This is a genomic window from Micromonospora sp. WMMD723, from assembly GCF_049863385.1.
Taxonomy (GTDB): domain Bacteria; phylum Actinomycetota; class Actinomycetes; order Mycobacteriales; family Micromonosporaceae; genus Micromonospora; species Micromonospora wenchangensis.
The window spans coordinates 2,225,856-2,240,606 of sequence record NZ_JBMKNR010000001.1 but is presented as its reverse complement, the minus strand read 5'-3'; the positions used below and the strand labels follow the sequence as shown (position 1 = coordinate 2,240,606).

Genomic DNA, 14,751 nt, shown 5'->3' with positions numbered 1-14,751 from the left:
GGGCCACCCCCACCCCGACGTCCGACCCCCGCCCGGCCACCCCGGGCCCGACCCGAAGGAGTCCCCCCGATGCGTCTCCGCTCCACGCTCGCGGTGCTCACCACCGCCCTCGCCGGTGTCCTCGTCGCCGCCTCCGGGGCGACCGCCGCCCCGGCCGGCCCGCAGCCGATCATCGGCGGCAGCACCGTCTCCTCCGCCCCCTGGGCCGCCGCGGTCTTCAGCAACGGGTCGTTCACCTGCTCCGGCAGCGTCATCTCCGCCCAGTGGGTGCTCACCGCCAGGCACTGCGTCAGCGGCACCATGTCCGTCCGGGTCGGCAGCGTCTACTACGCCTCGGGCGGCACCACCCGCACCGTGAGCGCCTCCTACACCCGCAACGACCTCGCCCTGCTGCGGCTGTCCAGCACGGTCAGCACCACCGCGGTCAGCCTGGCCAGCAGCAACCCGCCGGTCGGCTCCACCAACACCATCTACGGCTGGGGCATGACCTGCTACAGCGGCTGCGGGGCCTCCAGCCAGCTCAAGACCGCCTCGGTGCAGGTGACCAGCACCAACGCCACCGACGCGTACGGCGGCCAGGCGATCCGCAGCACCCGGATCAACGGCAACGCGTGGCGCGGCGACTCGGGCGGCCCGCAGTTCTACAACGGCCGGCAGGTCGGGGTCGCCTCCACCGCCGACGGATCGAGCATCCAGAACTACGGCAGCGTCGCGTACAACCGGGCCTGGATCACCTCGACGGCCGGTGTCTGACGGTTACCACCGCAGGCGGTGCGGATGGCCGGTCGCGTGCCGGCCGTCCGCGCCGCCTGGTTTTGCAGCATCCGACCAGGTGCCTACGGCACGCTTCGACGCCGTACCGCTACTGACAGCATCGGAACCGTGCTGGTCGTGACGACGGATCAACTGCCCGGCTACGAGATCCGCCAGATCCTCGGCGAAGTGGTGTCGTCGATGGCGCGGACCCGGAACCCGTACCGCGAGGGGGTCAAGAACCTGCGCGGCGGCGCGTACGACCCGATGGCCCCGGACAACCTCACCCGCTGGCGCACCGACTCGGTGGCCCGGCTCGGCGAGGAGGCCCTGCGCATCGGCGCGAACGCCGTGGTGGGGATGCGCTTCGACAGCCGGGACTGCGGCGAGATGTGGATGGAGATATGCGCCTACGGCACGGCGGTGATCGTGGTGCCCAAGGTCCCCGACGTCATGCCGCACGACCAGCCCCTGGTCGCCGCCGAGACCGCCCACGACCCCGGGTTCGCCGAGGCCCCCGGCGGCATCGCCGAACCGGCGAGCGCCCCCAACCTCTCCTCCGCCGCCGAAACCCCCACCCGGGACTCCTGACCCGCCCACCGGCCTTCCGCCCGCCTCCTTGGCCTCGGTGATCAAGAGGTTTGCGCCAACTCGATCTTCATTGGTGACGCAAACCTCTTGATCACGGGGGGGGGGTGTCCCTATGGGTTTCGTCAAGCGGTGGCGGGGCTGGTGGGGCGGGGTTGGTAGGGGATCTTGTCGCGGAGCATGGCGTGGAGGACGTCGCAGCGGCGTCGGGCGAGGCAGATGAGGGCGGCGTTGTGGCGTTTGCCTTCGGCTCTTTTGCGGTCGTAGTAGGCCCGGCTGACCGGGTCGGCGAGGGACGCGAAGGCGGCGAGGAAGAACGCGCGTTTGAGGTGTTTGTTGCCGCCTCGGGGTGGGTGTTCGCCGCGGATGCTGCTGCCGGAGCGTCGGGTGACGGGGGCGAGTCCGGCGTAGGCGGCGAGGTGTCCGGGGGTGGTGAAGCTGCTGCCGTCGCCGACTTCGAGCAGGATCCGGGCGGCGGTCCTGACGCCGATGCCGGGCATCGAGGTCAGGACCGGGGCAAGAGGGTGCGCATCAAGCATCCTCTCGACCTCTTTCGCGACCTGGTCACGTTGTCGCAGAACGTCGCGGAGGCTGTCGGCGAGACGGGGCAGGATCGTCTCCGCCGCCTGGGTGCCGGGGACGGTGACGGTCTGCTCGTCGAGGGCAGTCATGATCTGCTCGACCAGGCGTTCGCCCATCCGGGGGGCGTGGACGGCGGCGATCGCGGTCAGTTTGCGGCGGCCTGCTTTGCGGAGCCCGGCCGGGCCGCCGCAGCGTGACAGCAGCTCTAGCACGGCCTTGTGGTGCGCTTTCGGGCCGAGGACCCGTTCCAGGGCGGGGTGGATCTGGGTGAGCAGCCCACGGATCCGGTTAGAGATGCGGGTGGCCTCGCCGGCGAGGTCGTCGTCGAAGCCGACCAGGACTTCCAGTTCGGCTAGGGCCTCGTCGCCGACGTCGACCCGGCGCAGTGTGTGCGGCAGCGTGCGGGCGGCATCGGCGATGACGTAGGCGTCGCGGGCGTCGGTCTTCGCCGAGCCGGGATGCAGGTCAGCGATTCGGCGCATCGCCAGGCCGGGCAGGTAAGCAACCTGATGCCCGGCCGCCCGCGCGACCGCCACCGGCAGGGCGCCGATCGAGGCGGGCTGGTCGACCACCACCAGCACCCGGCCATGACGAGCCAACTTGTCGAACAGCTCCCGCAGCCGGGCCTCGGTGTTCGGCAACGCCGCGTCGTGCAGCCGCTTGCCGTCCGGGGCCAGCCCGACCGCGTGATGCTCACCTTTGCCGACGTCCAAGCCGAGGTAGACGCCGTATCCGTCGTGCACCACACCCGCCTCCACGCATCGCATCGTGGCCTCGGCCGCAGTCAGGGCGTCGGACTGCCGGCAGCCACGTTACGAAGAGACCTACCCCGAACACCGGGTGGCCGTGTCCCTATCAGCGGTCCGCCGACGCCACCCGACCCGGCGACAACACCCCCCGGATCATCCGAACGACAGGGGCAGAAAGTCATACCGGGCCGGGCGACCGAGGGTCCCCGGCTGGGGACGATCAAAAAGGTAACGGGGGGGGGGGAGAGAGCGGGCGGGGAGGGCGGGCGGGGAGAGCGGGCCGGGGAAAGGGCGGGGCCGGGGGGTCAGAGGATGGGGGGTGGGGAGTAGGTGGCGGCTTCGGGGTGGGCGGTGACGACCGCGGTGATGCGGCGGGTGATCGCCTCCACCTGGGCCTGGGCGGCGCCGGTGAAGGTGGCCGGGTCGGCGACCAGGGTGTCGATCTCGCTGCGGGTGAGGCCGAGGCGGGAGTCGGCGGCCAGCCGGTCGAACAGGTCGTTGTCGGGGGCACCCTTCTCCCGCATGGCGAGGGCCACGGCGACCGCGTGCTCCTTGATCACCTCGTGGGCGACCTCCCGGCCGACGCCCCGGCGCACCGCCGCGACCAGGATCCTGGTGGTGGCCAGGAAGGGCAGGAAGCGCTCCAACTCCCGGCTGATCACCGCCGGGTACGCCCCGAACTCGTCGAGCACGGTGAGGAAGGTCTGGAACAACCCGTCGGCGGCGAAGAAGGCGTCCGGCAGGGCCACCCGGCGGACCACCGAGCAGGAGACGTCCCCCTCGTTCCACTGGTCGCCGGCCAGCTCGCCGACCATCGACAGGTAACCCCGGATGATCACCGCGAAGCCGTTCACCCGCTCCGACGACCGGGTGTTCATCTTGTGCGGCATCGCGCTGGAGCCGACCTGACCCGGCTTGAAGCCCTCGGTCGCCAGCTCCTGACCGACCATCAGCCGGATCGTGGTGGCCAGCGACGACGGCGCGGCAGCCACCTGCGCGAGCGCGGAGAGCACGTCGAAGTCCAGCGAACGCGGGTAGACCTGCCCCACGCTGTCCAGCACCCGGGCGAACCCGAGGTGACCGGCCACCCGACGCTCCAGCTCGGCGACCTTCTCCGCGTCGCCGTCGACGAGGTCGAGCTGGTCGGCGGCGGTGCCCACCGGACCCTTGATCCCGCGCAGCGGGTAGCGGCCGATCAGGTCTTCCAGCCGCTCGTACGCGATGAGCAGTTCCTCGGCCGCCGAGGCGAAGCGCTTGCCCAGCGTGGTGGCCTGCGCGGCGACGTTGTGCGAACGGCCGGTCAGCACCAGGCCGGAGTGCTCGTGGGCGAGCCAGGCCAGCCGGGCCAGCGCGGCGACCACCCGGTCCCGGATCAGCTCCAGCGAGGCGCGCACCTGGAGCTGCTCGACGTTCTCGGTGAGGTCCCGGGAGGTCATCCCCTTGTGCACGTGCTCGTGCCCGGCGAGCGCGCTGAACTCCTCGATCCGGGCCTTCACGTCGTGCCGGGTGACCCGCTCCCGCTCGGCGATCGAGGCCAGGTCGACCTGGTCGACCACCCGCTCGTACGCCTCCACCACGCCGTCGGGCACCGCCACGCCGAGGTCCCGCTGGGCGCGGAGCACGGCGAGCCAGAGCCGCCGCTCCATCCGCACCTTCTCCTCCGGGGACCAGAGGGCGACCAGTTCGGGTGAGGCGTACCGGTGGGCGAGCACGTTCGGGATCGTCGTCACGTACCTCATTCTCGCCTACCCGACGGCCGTCGACCTGGGCGGGCCGACCAGGGGCGGCGCGGCAGAGCCTGCGGCAGCGGTCGTCGCGGGCCGGCGGGGAGCCAGCCGGCCTCGGAGTTCGGCGTCAGACCTTCGGGATGTCGTGCACCGGGGCGGTGACCACGATGGTCTTCGTCTGCTTGCCGTGTGCGTTGCGCGCCGTCAACGTGTACGTGTGCCGCTGGACGTCACCCTCGCCACCCGAGCACGGGAAGGTGAGTTCCTCACTGCCGGACGAGGGGTAGTCGTCGCGGTAGACGCCGGGGCCGTCGACCGACAGGGCCACCGAGGTCGCGTTGCCGACCTGCCACTCCATCCGCACCCCGCTGCCGGGGATCGGGTTGACGGTGGTGCCGGCCGGGCAGCTCGGCTTGCGGGTGACCCGGAAGGAGCCGATGGTGGGGCCGTTCGCCTTCGTACCGGACTTGTCCCCGCCGTCGTCCCCGCCACCGCCGGCCGTGGGGCTGCCGGTGGGTTCGGGTTCCCTGACCCCACCGGCCGAGGTCCCGCCGTCGACAGCCGTGCCGGTGTCTCCACGGCCGGTCGCCTCACCCAGCCCCACCGGGCCACCGTCCGCCCTCTTCGCCCCGGCGGTCCGGGGTCCCTCGACGCGCGGCGTGGTGGCGGCGCAACCGCTGGCCGCGAGCACGCCGGCAAGGGCAACGGCAGCGGTACGCAGCAGGGCACGACCAGGCATGACACTCCTCTACGGGGCACCGCCACCAGGACGTCCGGGCGGGCTGACACCACCGTAGGGAGCCCCGGCAACGCCGCCCTGAGCTGCGGCTCAGCGCTCCAGGATGGCGGTCACGCCCTGCCCGCCCGCCGCGCAGATCGAGATCAGCCCCCGACCGCCGCCCTTCTCGGCGAGCAGTTTCGCCAGCGTCGCCACGATCCGGCCACCGGTGGCGGCGAACGGGTGCCCGGCGGCCAGTGACGAGCCGGTGACGTTGAGCCGGTCCCGGTCGATCGCGCCCAGCGGGGCGTCCCGCCCCAACCGGTCCTTGCCGAACTCCGGCGACTCCCAGGCGGCCAGGGTGGCCAGCACCTGCGACGCGAACGCCTCGTGGATCTCGTAGAAGTCGAAGTCCTGGAGGGTCAGCCCGGCCCGGTCCAGCATCCGGGGCACCGCGTAGGCGGGGGCCATCAGCAGCCCCTCGTCGCCGTGCACGAAGTCCACCGCCGCCGTCTCCGACCAGGAGAACCAGGCCAGCACGGGAAGCTGGTGCTCGCGCGCCCACTGTTCGGAGGCGAGCAGCACGGTGGACGCGCCGTCGGTCAGCGGGGAGGAGTTACCGGCGGTCATGGTGGCCTGCCCGGCGTCCGGGCCCCGGGTGCCGAAGACCGGCCGGAGCGCGCCGAGCTTGTCCAGGCTGGTGTCGGGCCGGAGGTTCTGGTCCCGGGTCAGCCCCAGGTACGGCGTCATCAGGTCGTCGAAGAACCCCCGCTCGTACGCGGCGGCGAGGCGCTGGTGCGAGCGCAGCGCCAACTCGTCCTGGGACTGCCTGTCGATCTGCCAGCGCAGCGCCGTCCGGGCGGCGTGCTCGCCCATCGACAGCCCGGTGCGGGGCTCGGCGTTACGCGGCAACTCGGGCCGGAACGGCTGGTGCGGACGGAGCTTCGCGGCGATCTTCAGCCGCTCGCCGAGGGTCCGGGCGCTGTTGAGCTTCAGCAGGGTGCGGCGCATGTCCTCGTTGATCGCCAGCGGCGCGTCGGAGGTGGTGTCGACCCCACCGGCGATGCCCACGTCGAGCTGCCCGAGGGCGATCTTGTTGGCGACCAGGATCGCCGCCTCCAGGCCGGTGCCGCACGCCTGCTGGATGTCGTACGCGGGGGTGTGCGGGTCCAGCTTCGAGCCGAGCACCACCTCCCGGGTCAGGTTGAAGTCCTTGGAGTGCTTGAGCACCGCCCCGGCCACCACCTCACCGACCCGCTGCCCGGCCAGTCCGAACCGGGCGACCAGCCCGTCCAGCGCCGCGCCGAGCAGGTCGGCGTTGGAGGCGCTGGCGTACCGGGAGTTGGACCGGGCGAAGGGGATGCGGTTGCCGCCGATGACCGCGACCCGCCGGATGCTCTGCACGATCCCGCCTCCGTTTCAGGACTTGCCCACAACCTACTGGCCAGTAGGCTACGCCTATGACCGACAGGTACGCGAGCTTCGTCCAATCGGGGGCCGGCCGCGCGCTGGTCAAGCGCCTCGGGCTGCCCGACCCACCGCGACTGCGCCGGTACGCCGTCGGCGACCCGCTGCTGCCCGGCCCGGTCCTGCTCGGCGCAGCCACCGGCGGTCGGCTCGGTGACCAGGTCGCCGCCCTGCTCACCGCCGCCGGGGCCGACGTGCGCACCGCAACCGGCACCACCCCACCCGCCGCCGGGCACGACGACTCCGCCGCAGCCGACGGACCCGCCGATCCGGCCGGTCGGGACGAGCGGGCCGGCAACGGCGGCGCACCGGCCGGGGGCGGGACGTCCGCCCGGTTCGGTGCCCTGGTCTACGACGCCACCGGCATCACCGGCTCCACCGGCCTGCGTCAGCTCTACGACTTCTTCCACCCGCAGGCCCGCTCGGTGCTGCCCAGCGGCCGGGTGATCGTGCTGGGCACCCCGCCGGCCGAGTGCGGCCCACCCCGGGAGGCCACCGCCCAGCGGGCCCTGGAGGGGTTGACCCGCAGCATCGGCAAGGAGTTCGGTCGCGGTGTCACCGCCCAACTGGTGTACGTCACCCCGGACGGGGACGCCGGCACCACGACCAGCCTGGAGGCGACCCTGCGGTTCCTGCTCTCCGGCCGGTCGGCGTACGTCTCGGGGCAGGTGGTCCGGGTCGGCACCGGGCCGGCCGCCGTCCCGGCGGACTGGGACCGGCAGCTGGCCGGGCAGGTGGTGCTGGTCACCGGCGCGGCCCGGGGCATCGGCGCGGCGGTGGCCCGGGTGCTCGCCCGCGACGGCGCGCAGGTCGTCGCGCTGGACGTCCCGGCGGCCGGCGACGCCCTCGCGGCGGTCGCCAACGAGATCGGCGGCACCGCCGTACAGCTCGACCTGACCGGCGCGGACGCCCCCACCCGGCTCGCCGACCACCTGGCCGACCGGCACGGCCGGGTCGACGTGGTGGTGCACAACGCCGGCATCACCCGGGACAAGACGCTGGGCCGGATGGACGCCGACCGGTGGGACGCGGTGCTCGACGTCAACCTCTCCAGCCAGGAGCGGATCAACGACGTGCTGCTGGAGCGGGGCCTGATCCCCGAGGGGGGCCGGCTGGTCGCCGTCTCGTCGATCGCCGGGATCGCCGGCAACCGGGGGCAGACCAACTACGCGACCAGCAAGGCCGGGGTGATCGGCCTGGTCGACGCGCTCGCCCCGGCGCTGGCCGGGCGGGGGATCAGCGTCAACGCGGTCGCACCCGGGTTCATCGAGACCCGGCTGACCGCCCGCGTCCCGCTGGTGATCCGGGAGGCGGGTCGCCGGATGAACAGCCTGGCCCAGGGCGGCCTGCCGGTGGACGTCGCCGAGACGATCGGCTGGTTGGCGTGGCCGGCCTCGGCGGCGGTCAGCGGTAACGTGGTCCGGGTCTGCGGCCAGAGTCTGCTGGGGGCGTGATGGCACGGCGCAGGAACCGACCCGAGGAGTCGGGCGACGGCGAGCTGTCGGTCGGCGACCTGATCGAGGGGCCGACCGAGGTCATCTCACCGGCCGCGCTGGCCGCCGCCCGCGCCGCCGGCCCCGGACCGGAGCGCAGCGTCGACGAGACCCACGACCTGTCGGCGTACGCCACCCGGGACCTGACCCCCACAGCCGGCACGGACCGCACCGAGGACCTGACGGACCGGTCGGACGGCCACGACGGCGGGCCGGCGGCGCGGCCCCGGGTGGTGCTGCCGGGGCTCCCCCGACCGGGTGCGCTCCGCCGGCGGGCGCTGCGCGACGCGCTGCCCGGGATCGGCCGGTCCCGCCGGCCGGACGCCGCGCCCCCGGTCGAGCTGGCCGTCGCCGGGGTCACCGTGGACCGTGCCCACCTCAGCGGGTACGACCGGGTGTGCGGTTTCCGGTTGACCGACGCGCTGCCGGCGACCTACCCGCACGTGCTGGGGTTCCCGCTGGCGCTGCGGTTGATGACCCTGCCGGAGTTCCCGTTCCCGCTGGCCGGGGTGGTGCACGTGGGCAACCGGATCACCGTCCACCGGGCGGTTCCGGCCGACGTGCCGTGGGACTTCGTCGCGTACGCCGAGAATCTGCGGCCGCACGCCCGGGGTCGGCAGGTCGACGTCGTCCTGGTCGGCTCGGTCGACGGTGAGGAGGTGTGGCGCGGGGTGTCGACGTACCTGGGCCGGGAGCGCGCAGCCGGCGGGGGTGCCGGGCGCGACCCGGGTGAGCGGCCCGCGCCGCCGGCCGCCACCGCGCACTGGCGGGTCACCCCCCGGGTGGGTACGGACTACGCCCGGGTCTCCGGGGACCACAACCCGATCCACACCTCCCGGCTGGGGGCGCGGCTGTTCGGCTTCCCCCGGCCGATCGCGCACGGCATGTGGAGCAAGGCCCGCTGCCTGGCCGCGCTGGAGAGCCGGCTGCCGGAGGCGTACACGGTGGAGGTGGCGTTCAAGCTGCCGGTGCCGTTGCCCTCGACTGTCGCGTTCAGCGCCGTGCCGGGGTGGGACTTCGCCCTGCACGACGCCCGGACCGGCCGCCCGCACCTGGTGGGCACCGTCCGCTGAGGCCCGGCGGGCGCGGTGGGAACGCTGCCCGGACGCCGCCCGGCACGGCATCGTGCCGGGCGGCCACGTGACGGGACGCACAACGCGGTTCGGCCGCCGCGCCGGTCCCACCGGTTGCGGAGCACTTTTTCGTGAGCTAGGTTGTTCTCAGATCGAGTAATTCTCAACCCGAGAGGGACGCCGTGAACGAGCAGGACTTCCTCGCCGGGTACGACCCCAGCGCCTACCCCGCGACCGCGATCACCGTGGACGTGGTGGCGCTGACCATCCGCGAGGGCGCGCTGCACCTGCTGCTGATCCGGCGTGGCCAACCCCCGTACCAGGGGCACTGGGCACTGCCCGGCGGGTTCGTCCAGCCCGACGAGGACCTCGCCACCGGGGCCCGCCGCGAACTCGCCGAGGAGACCGGCCTCGGCGGCGACCGGCTGCGCCGCGTCCACCTGGAACAACTCGCCAGCTACGGCGCGCCGGACCGGGACCCCCGGATGCGGATCGTCTCCGTCGCCCACCTCGCCTTCGCCCCCGACCTGCCCGACCCGGTCGCCGACAGCGACGCCGACGAGGCCGGGTGGCTGCCCGTCACCGCCCTGCCCAGCCGGCAGCTCGCCTTCGACCACGCCCGGATCGTCGACGACGGGTTGGAACGGGCCCGCTCCAAGCTGGAGTACACCCCGCTGGCCACCCGCTTCCTCGGCCCCGAGTTCACCATCGCCGAGCTGCGCGGCGTCTACGAGACGGTCTGGGGGCACCCGCTGCACGCCGGCAACTTCCACCGCAAGGTGCTCTCCGTCCCCGGCTTCGTCGAGAGCACCGGCGGCAACACCGAACGCGGCGGTGCCCGGGGCGGTCCCCGGGCCCGGCTCTACCGGTCAGGCGACGCCCGACTGCTGCACCCGGCGCTGCTGCGCCCCGCCCGGGAGGAGACCGTCAGGTGAGGACCGACGAGGCGATCCGGCTGGTCGCGGCGGCCCGCACCGACGCCGACCTGTTCGGCGTCGACAGCCCGGCCCGGCGCTACCGCGAACTGGTCGCGGCCCTGCACCCCGACCGGCTGGGCGCGCTCGACGCCCGGGTACGCGCCGCGGCCACCGACGCCTTCGTCCAGGTCACCACCCGCTGGCAGGCGACCGGCACACCCGACCCGGCGACGGTCGTGCTCGGCGGGTACCGGCTCGGGGCGCTCGCCCACGCCGGTGACCTCGCCGACCTCTACGACGTCGGCGCGGACCGGCTGCTCAAGCTTCCCCGCGACCCGGCCGACAACGACCTGATGGCCCGCGAGGCGTACGCGCTGCGGCAGATCGAGGACCGGGGCGACCCGCGCCACCTGCCGTACGTGCCCCGGCTCGTGGACAGCTTCCGGCACCGCGACGCCGCCAGCGGGGCGGAACGCCGGAGCAGTGTGCTCGCCGCCGTACCCGGGCTGCACGACCTCGACGCGGTACGCCGGGCGTACCCCGACGGGTTGGACGCCCGGGACGCGGCCTGGATGTGGCGGCGGCTGCTGGTCGCCCTCGGCCTGGCCCACCGGGCCGGCGTGGTGCACGGCGCGGTGCTCCCCCGGCACGTGCTGATCGAGCCGGACGCGCACGGCGTGGTGCTCGTCGACTGGTGCTTCTCCGCCGTCGACGGCGGCACCGTCCCGGCGCTGGTCCCCGGCCACGAGGACTGGTACCCGCCGGAGGTCACCGCGCGGCGACCCGCCGGCCCCGGCACCGACGTGGCGATGGCCGCGACGTGCATGAGCTGGCTGATGGGCGACCGCGCCCCCCGTGAACTGCGCGCCTTCGCCGACGGCTGCCGCCGCCCGGCACTGGCCGCCCGACCCGACGACGCCTGGCGACTGCTCGGCGAACTCGACGAGGTGCTCGACCGGCTCTACGGGCCGCGCACCTTCCGACCGTTCACCCTCAACCCCTAGGGAGGCTGCCATGGGCAGCGGAATCTGGTCCACCGACGTGTACGACGCCGCCGACCGCTACCGGAAGAAGAAGGGCAAGAGCGCCTTCTCCTACAGCGACAGCGGAGCCCGGACCGTGCACCCGGCGCTCGACCCGCGCGGTGCGGTCCGGGAGAGCCGGGACTCGGCCGAGCACCCGCAGTCGACACCCATCGCGGTGCTGTTCGACGTGACCGGCTCGATGGGGCACGTGCCCCGCACCCTCCAGGCCAAGCTGCCGCAACTGCTCGGGCTGCTGCTGCGCCAGGGCTACGCCCGCGACCCGCAGGTGCTGTTCGGCGCGATCGGCGACGCCACCTGCGACCGGGTGCCGTTGCAGGTGGGGCAGTTCGAGTCGGACAACCGGATGGACGACGACCTCGGCCGGATCGTGCTGGAGGGGGGTGGCGGCGGTCAGATGACCGAGTCGTACGAGCTGGCGATGTACTTCATGGCCCGGCACACGGTCACCGACAGCTGGGAGAAGCGGGGCCGGCGCGGCTACCTGTTCATCATCGGCGACGAGCTGGCGTACCCCCGGGTGAACCGGCGGGAGGTGAGTCGGCTGATCGGCGACGACCTCGGCGAGGACGTGCCGCTGCGGCAGATCGTCGACGAGGTGACCCGCCGCTGGGACACCTACTACCTGCTCCCCGCCGGCAGCCACTACGCCGGCAACGCCACGGTGCTCGACTTCTGGCGGGACCTGCTCGGGCAGCGTGCCGTCGTCCTCGACGACCTGGACGCGGTCTGCGAGACCATCGCGCTCACCGTCGGCCTCGGCGAGCAGGCCATCGACCTGGACGAGGGCCTGCGCGACCTGGACCGGGCCGGCTCCACCGCCGGCCGGACCGTGTCCAAGGCGCTGGCCCCGCTGGGCGGCGGCCGGCGGGCCGAGGTCTCCACGCTGCCGGCCACGTCGCGCCGGGCCGGTGGGGTGACCCGGCTGTGACCGCCCTCCCCGACCCCGGACAGCCCGGCCGGCACGTGATCGTGGTCGACCTCGGTTACGGCGACGCCGGCAAGGGCACCGTCGTGGACTGGCTCTGCGCGACCCGCCACGTGCACACCGTGGTGCGGTTCAACGGGGGTGCGCAGGCCGCCCACAACGTGGTGCTGCCCGACGGCAGGCACCACACGTTCGCCCAGTTCGGGGCGGGGACGTTCCGCCCGGGGGTGCGTACCCACCTGGCCCGGCAGCAGGTGGTGGACCCGCTGGCGCTGGCCGCCGAGGCCGACCACCTGGCCTCGGTCGGGGTGCCCGACGCCCTCGACCGGCTCACCGTGGACGGGGAGGCGCTGCTGGCCACGCCGTACCACCGGGCCGCCAACCGGCTCCGGGAGATCGCCCGGGGGGCCGCCCGGCACGGCTCCTGCGGGTTGGGGGTGGGCGAGTCCGTCCGGTACGGGCTCGCCCACCCCGACGAGGCGCCCCGGGTGGCCGACTGCCGGGACCGGGAGCTGCTGCGTCGCCGGCTCACCGTGCTGCGGGAGCGGTTGACCGCCGAACTCGGCCCACTCGACGCCCCACCGGTGGCCGACTGCCTGCCGGCGTTCACCGCCTTCGCCGACCGGGTGGCGATCGTCGACCGGTCGTACCTGGCCGGGGTGTTGCGGGCGGGGACGGTGGTGTTCGAGGGGGCGCAGGGGGTGCTGCTGGACGAGTGGCACGGCTTCCACCCGTACACCACGTGGAGCACCACCACCTTCGCCAACGCCGAGGAGCTGCTCGCCGAGGTGGGGGCGGCCGGGTCGGCGTACCGGCTGGGGGTGGTGCGGACGGTGACCACCCGGCACGGGCCCGGCCCGCTGGTCACCGAGGACCGGACGCTGCCGTTGACCGACCCGCGCAACCCGACCAACCCGTGGCAGGGCCGGTTCCGGTTCGGTCACTTCGACGCCGTCGCCCACCGGTACGCCCTGGACGTGGCCGGCGGGGTGGACGGCCTCGCCCTCACCCACCTCGACCTGACCCGCCCCGACCCGACCCGGCCGGCGCTGAAGCTGTGCCGCCGCTACGAGAGCGTCGACCGGTTGCGTCCCGGCCCGCCCGGCGACCTGGAGCGGCAGGCGGCCCTCACCGCCCGCCTGCTGACCACCCGTCCGGTGTACGACGCCCCGCCGACCGACTGGCCGGTGGCGGTGTCCGAGGCGCTGGCCGCCCCGGTGGTGCTCACCTCGCACGGCCCCACCGCCGCCGACAAGCGGGAGCACGGCAGGTCGGCCACCGGTCCGCTGCCGGTTCCCCGGCGGGTGGCCTGATCCGGCGACTGGGCCCCCGGCCGGGGGCCCAGCGTCGAGCATGAGGGCATGCAGTCGGTGCTCGACCTGCTCCACCACACCGTCACCTCGCCCTGGGTGTACCTGGTGATCTTCGTGGTGACCGCGGTCGACGCGTTCTTCCCGGCGGTGCCCGGCGAAACCGTCCTGATCACCGCGGGGGTGTTCGCGGCCAGCGGCCACCCGAACCTGGTGGCCGTGATCGCGGTGGCGGCCCTCGGCGCGCTCGCCGGCGACCACGTGTCGTACGGCATCGGCCGGGGCGGCGGCGCGGAGCGGCTGGCCCGGCTACCCGACGGCAGCCGCCGCCGCAGCGGCTCGGACCTGGCCCGTCGGGCGGTGGACCGACGGGGCGGCTCGATCCTCACCACCTCCCGCTTCGTGCCCGGCGGCCGGACCGCCGTCACCCTGACCATGGGTGCCGTCCGGTATCCGCTCCTGCGCTTCCTGGTGTTCGACGCCGTCGCCGCCACCGTCTGGAGCCTGTACTGCGGGCTGCTCGGTTACTTCGGTGGGCTGGCATTCGAACGCGATCCGCTCCGGGGGCTGCTCGTCGGCGTCGGGCTCTCGCTGGCCGTCACCGGGGTGTTGGAGCTGGTCCGCTGGATGCGCCTGCGGGCCCGTCGTCGCGCCGCCGCCCACCGCTGACCTCTCTGCGCCGGGTCCGGTGGGCCGGGGCCGGGAGCCGGCGGGCGGGGCGGTCAGTCCGCCGGGGGTCGCCAGGTGACGCCGTCGAGGAGCTGGGCCGCGCCGAGCCAGGCGACGTTCATCATCCGGGTGGCGGTCTTCTCCGGTTCGGCCTCGGGGTGGTCGGCGAGCCAGTCGGCCAGCGACTCGCTCGCGCCGACCAGGGCGTACGCGACGACCTCCAGTTCGGTCGCGGCGACCTCCCGGCCCCGGGCGCGCAGCGCGTGGTCGAGCATCCCGGCGACCACGTCGACCAGCCGGGCGCGCATCGCGGCCAGCTCGGCGGCGAACGGTTGGGAGCCCCGGGCCTGCCGGTAGAGCACGGCCCAGCCGTCGCGGTGCGCCCCGACGAAGCCGAAGAAGGCCCGCAGGCCGCGCCAGAGCCGCTGGTCGGGCGGGAGGTCGGGGGCGGCGGCCCCGGCGATCGCCAGCATCATCCGGGCGGTCTCCCGGTGCAGGCAGGCGATGAAGAGTTCCTCCTTGGTGCCGAGGTAGGCGTAGACCATCGGCTTGGAGATGCCCGCGTCCTCGGCGATCTCGTCCATGCTGGCGGCGTGGAAGCCGCGCCGGGAGAAGACCTTGACCGCCGCGTCGAGCATCTGCTGCTCGCGGACGGCCCGGGGGAGGCGCTTGAAGCTCGGCGTGCTGGACACCCTTGCGAGCATACCTACTCGTGCGTAAGGTTACGCGAGAGT

At 73.9% G+C, this 14,751-nt stretch carries 14 protein-coding genes; 9 read left to right on the top strand and 5 right to left on the bottom strand.

All coding sequences use genetic code 11. From position 1 onward, the window contains the following. The first annotated feature begins 69 nt into the window (after nucleotides 1-69). Entirely contained in the window at nucleotides 70-753 is a 684-nt protein-coding gene (locus ACN261_RS10120; protein WP_088641950.1) for a S1 family peptidase, read from the top strand. A gap of 24 nt (nucleotides 754-777) precedes the next feature. After that, on the top strand, nucleotides 778-1,344 hold the full coding sequence (locus tag ACN261_RS10115; RefSeq protein ID WP_425849673.1) for a YbjQ family protein: 567 nt from the start codon (nucleotides 778-780) through the stop codon (nucleotides 1,342-1,344). Between the two features lie 122 nt (nucleotides 1,345-1,466). On the opposite strand, the gene ACN261_RS10110 is transcribed toward ACN261_RS10115, so the two are convergent. The 4 genes from ACN261_RS10110 to ACN261_RS10095 form a co-directional block, all read right to left on the bottom strand. Then, nucleotides 1,467-2,690 (bottom strand): IS110 family transposase, encoded by a 1,224-nt coding sequence (locus tag ACN261_RS10110; protein WP_425847936.1) that lies wholly within the window; start codon nucleotides 2,688-2,690, stop codon nucleotides 1,467-1,469. Between the two features lie 287 nt (nucleotides 2,691-2,977). Beyond that, nucleotides 2,978-4,402 (bottom strand): adenylosuccinate lyase, encoded by a 1,425-nt coding sequence (gene purB / locus ACN261_RS10105; protein WP_425849670.1) that lies wholly within the window; start codon nucleotides 4,400-4,402, stop codon nucleotides 2,978-2,980. Nucleotides 4,403-4,526: 124 nt separating this feature from the next. Then, complete coding sequence (locus ACN261_RS10100; RefSeq protein WP_421484972.1) at nucleotides 4,527-5,138, bottom strand: hypothetical protein; 612 nt, start codon at nucleotides 5,136-5,138, stop codon at nucleotides 4,527-4,529. Between the two features lie 90 nt (nucleotides 5,139-5,228). Beyond that, nucleotides 5,229-6,521, bottom strand: coding sequence for an acetyl-CoA C-acetyltransferase (locus tag ACN261_RS10095; RefSeq protein WP_421484971.1), 1,293 nt, complete (start codon nucleotides 6,519-6,521; stop codon nucleotides 5,229-5,231). 56 nt (nucleotides 6,522-6,577) lie between these two features. Here ACN261_RS10095 and ACN261_RS10090 point away from each other — a divergent pair, with 56 nt between their 5' ends. The 7 genes from ACN261_RS10090 (at nucleotide 6,578) to ACN261_RS10060 (ending at nucleotide 14,017) form a co-directional block, all read left to right on the top strand. After that, nucleotides 6,578-8,038 carry a 3-oxoacyl-ACP reductase gene (locus ACN261_RS10090; RefSeq protein WP_425849666.1) on the top strand — a complete coding sequence of 487 codons (1,461 nt, stop codon included), beginning with the start codon at nucleotides 6,578-6,580 and terminating at the stop codon, nucleotides 8,036-8,038. Next, nucleotides 8,038-9,150 carry a MaoC/PaaZ C-terminal domain-containing protein gene (locus ACN261_RS10085; protein WP_421484969.1) on the top strand — a complete coding sequence of 371 codons (1,113 nt, stop codon included), beginning with the start codon at nucleotides 8,038-8,040 and terminating at the stop codon, nucleotides 9,148-9,150. The genes ACN261_RS10090 and ACN261_RS10085 overlap by 1 nt, the downstream gene beginning before the upstream one ends. A 182-nt stretch (nucleotides 9,151-9,332) precedes the next feature. Continuing rightward, on the top strand, nucleotides 9,333-10,085 hold the full coding sequence (locus tag ACN261_RS10080; RefSeq protein ID WP_421484968.1) for an NUDIX hydrolase: 753 nt from the start codon (nucleotides 9,333-9,335) through the stop codon (nucleotides 10,083-10,085). Beyond that, nucleotides 10,082-11,071, top strand: a complete 990-nt coding sequence (locus tag ACN261_RS10075; RefSeq protein ID WP_425849664.1) for a serine/threonine protein kinase — start codon at nucleotides 10,082-10,084, stop codon at nucleotides 11,069-11,071. The genes ACN261_RS10080 and ACN261_RS10075 overlap by 4 nt, the downstream gene beginning before the upstream one ends. Before the next feature lie 10 nt (nucleotides 11,072-11,081). Next, a complete protein-coding gene (locus ACN261_RS10070) occupies nucleotides 11,082-12,041 on the top strand; it encodes a hypothetical protein (protein WP_421484966.1) in 960 nt (319 codons plus the stop codon). Further along, complete coding sequence (locus ACN261_RS10065; protein ID WP_425849662.1) at nucleotides 12,038-13,351, top strand: adenylosuccinate synthetase; 1,314 nt, start codon at nucleotides 12,038-12,040, stop codon at nucleotides 13,349-13,351. Before ACN261_RS10070 ends, ACN261_RS10065 begins: the two co-directional genes overlap by 4 nt. A gap of 48 nt (nucleotides 13,352-13,399) precedes the next feature. After that, entirely contained in the window at nucleotides 13,400-14,017 is a 618-nt protein-coding gene (locus ACN261_RS10060) for a DedA family protein (RefSeq protein ID WP_425849660.1), read from the top strand. A gap of 53 nt (nucleotides 14,018-14,070) precedes the next feature. On the opposite strand, the gene ACN261_RS10055 is transcribed toward ACN261_RS10060, so the two are convergent. Then, the gene (locus ACN261_RS10055; protein ID WP_421484963.1) at nucleotides 14,071-14,709 is read right to left on the bottom strand and encodes a TetR/AcrR family transcriptional regulator; all 639 of its coding nucleotides are present in this window, start codon (nucleotides 14,707-14,709) and stop codon (nucleotides 14,071-14,073) included. Between the last annotated feature and the right edge of the window lie 42 nt (nucleotides 14,710-14,751).

What these genes read in the sequence shown, in the direction of transcription:
- ACN261_RS10090 (WP_425849666.1), top strand. Translation starts at nt 6,578, where the DNA reads ATGACCGACAGGTACGCGAGCTTCGTCCAATCGGGGGCCGGCCGCGCG.
- ACN261_RS10070 (WP_421484966.1), top strand. Translation starts at nt 11,082, where the DNA reads ATGGGCAGCGGAATCTGGTCCACCGACGTGTACGACGCCGCCGACCGC.
- ACN261_RS10120 (WP_088641950.1), top strand. Translation starts at nt 70, where the DNA reads ATGCGTCTCCGCTCCACGCTCGCGGTGCTCACCACCGCCCTCGCCGGT.
- ACN261_RS10115 (WP_425849673.1), top strand. Translation starts at nt 778, where the DNA reads ATGGCCGGTCGCGTGCCGGCCGTCCGCGCCGCCTGGTTTTGCAGCATC.
- ACN261_RS10085 (WP_421484969.1), top strand. Translation starts at nt 8,038, where the DNA reads ATGGCACGGCGCAGGAACCGACCCGAGGAGTCGGGCGACGGCGAGCTG.
- ACN261_RS10060 (WP_425849660.1), top strand. Translation starts at nt 13,400, where the DNA reads ATGCAGTCGGTGCTCGACCTGCTCCACCACACCGTCACCTCGCCCTGG.
- ACN261_RS10110 (WP_425847936.1), bottom strand. Translation starts at nt 2,690, where the DNA reads ATGCGATGCGTGGAGGCGGGTGTGGTGCACGACGGATACGGCGTCTAC.
- ACN261_RS10100 (WP_421484972.1), bottom strand. Translation starts at nt 5,138, where the DNA reads ATGCCTGGTCGTGCCCTGCTGCGTACCGCTGCCGTTGCCCTTGCCGGC.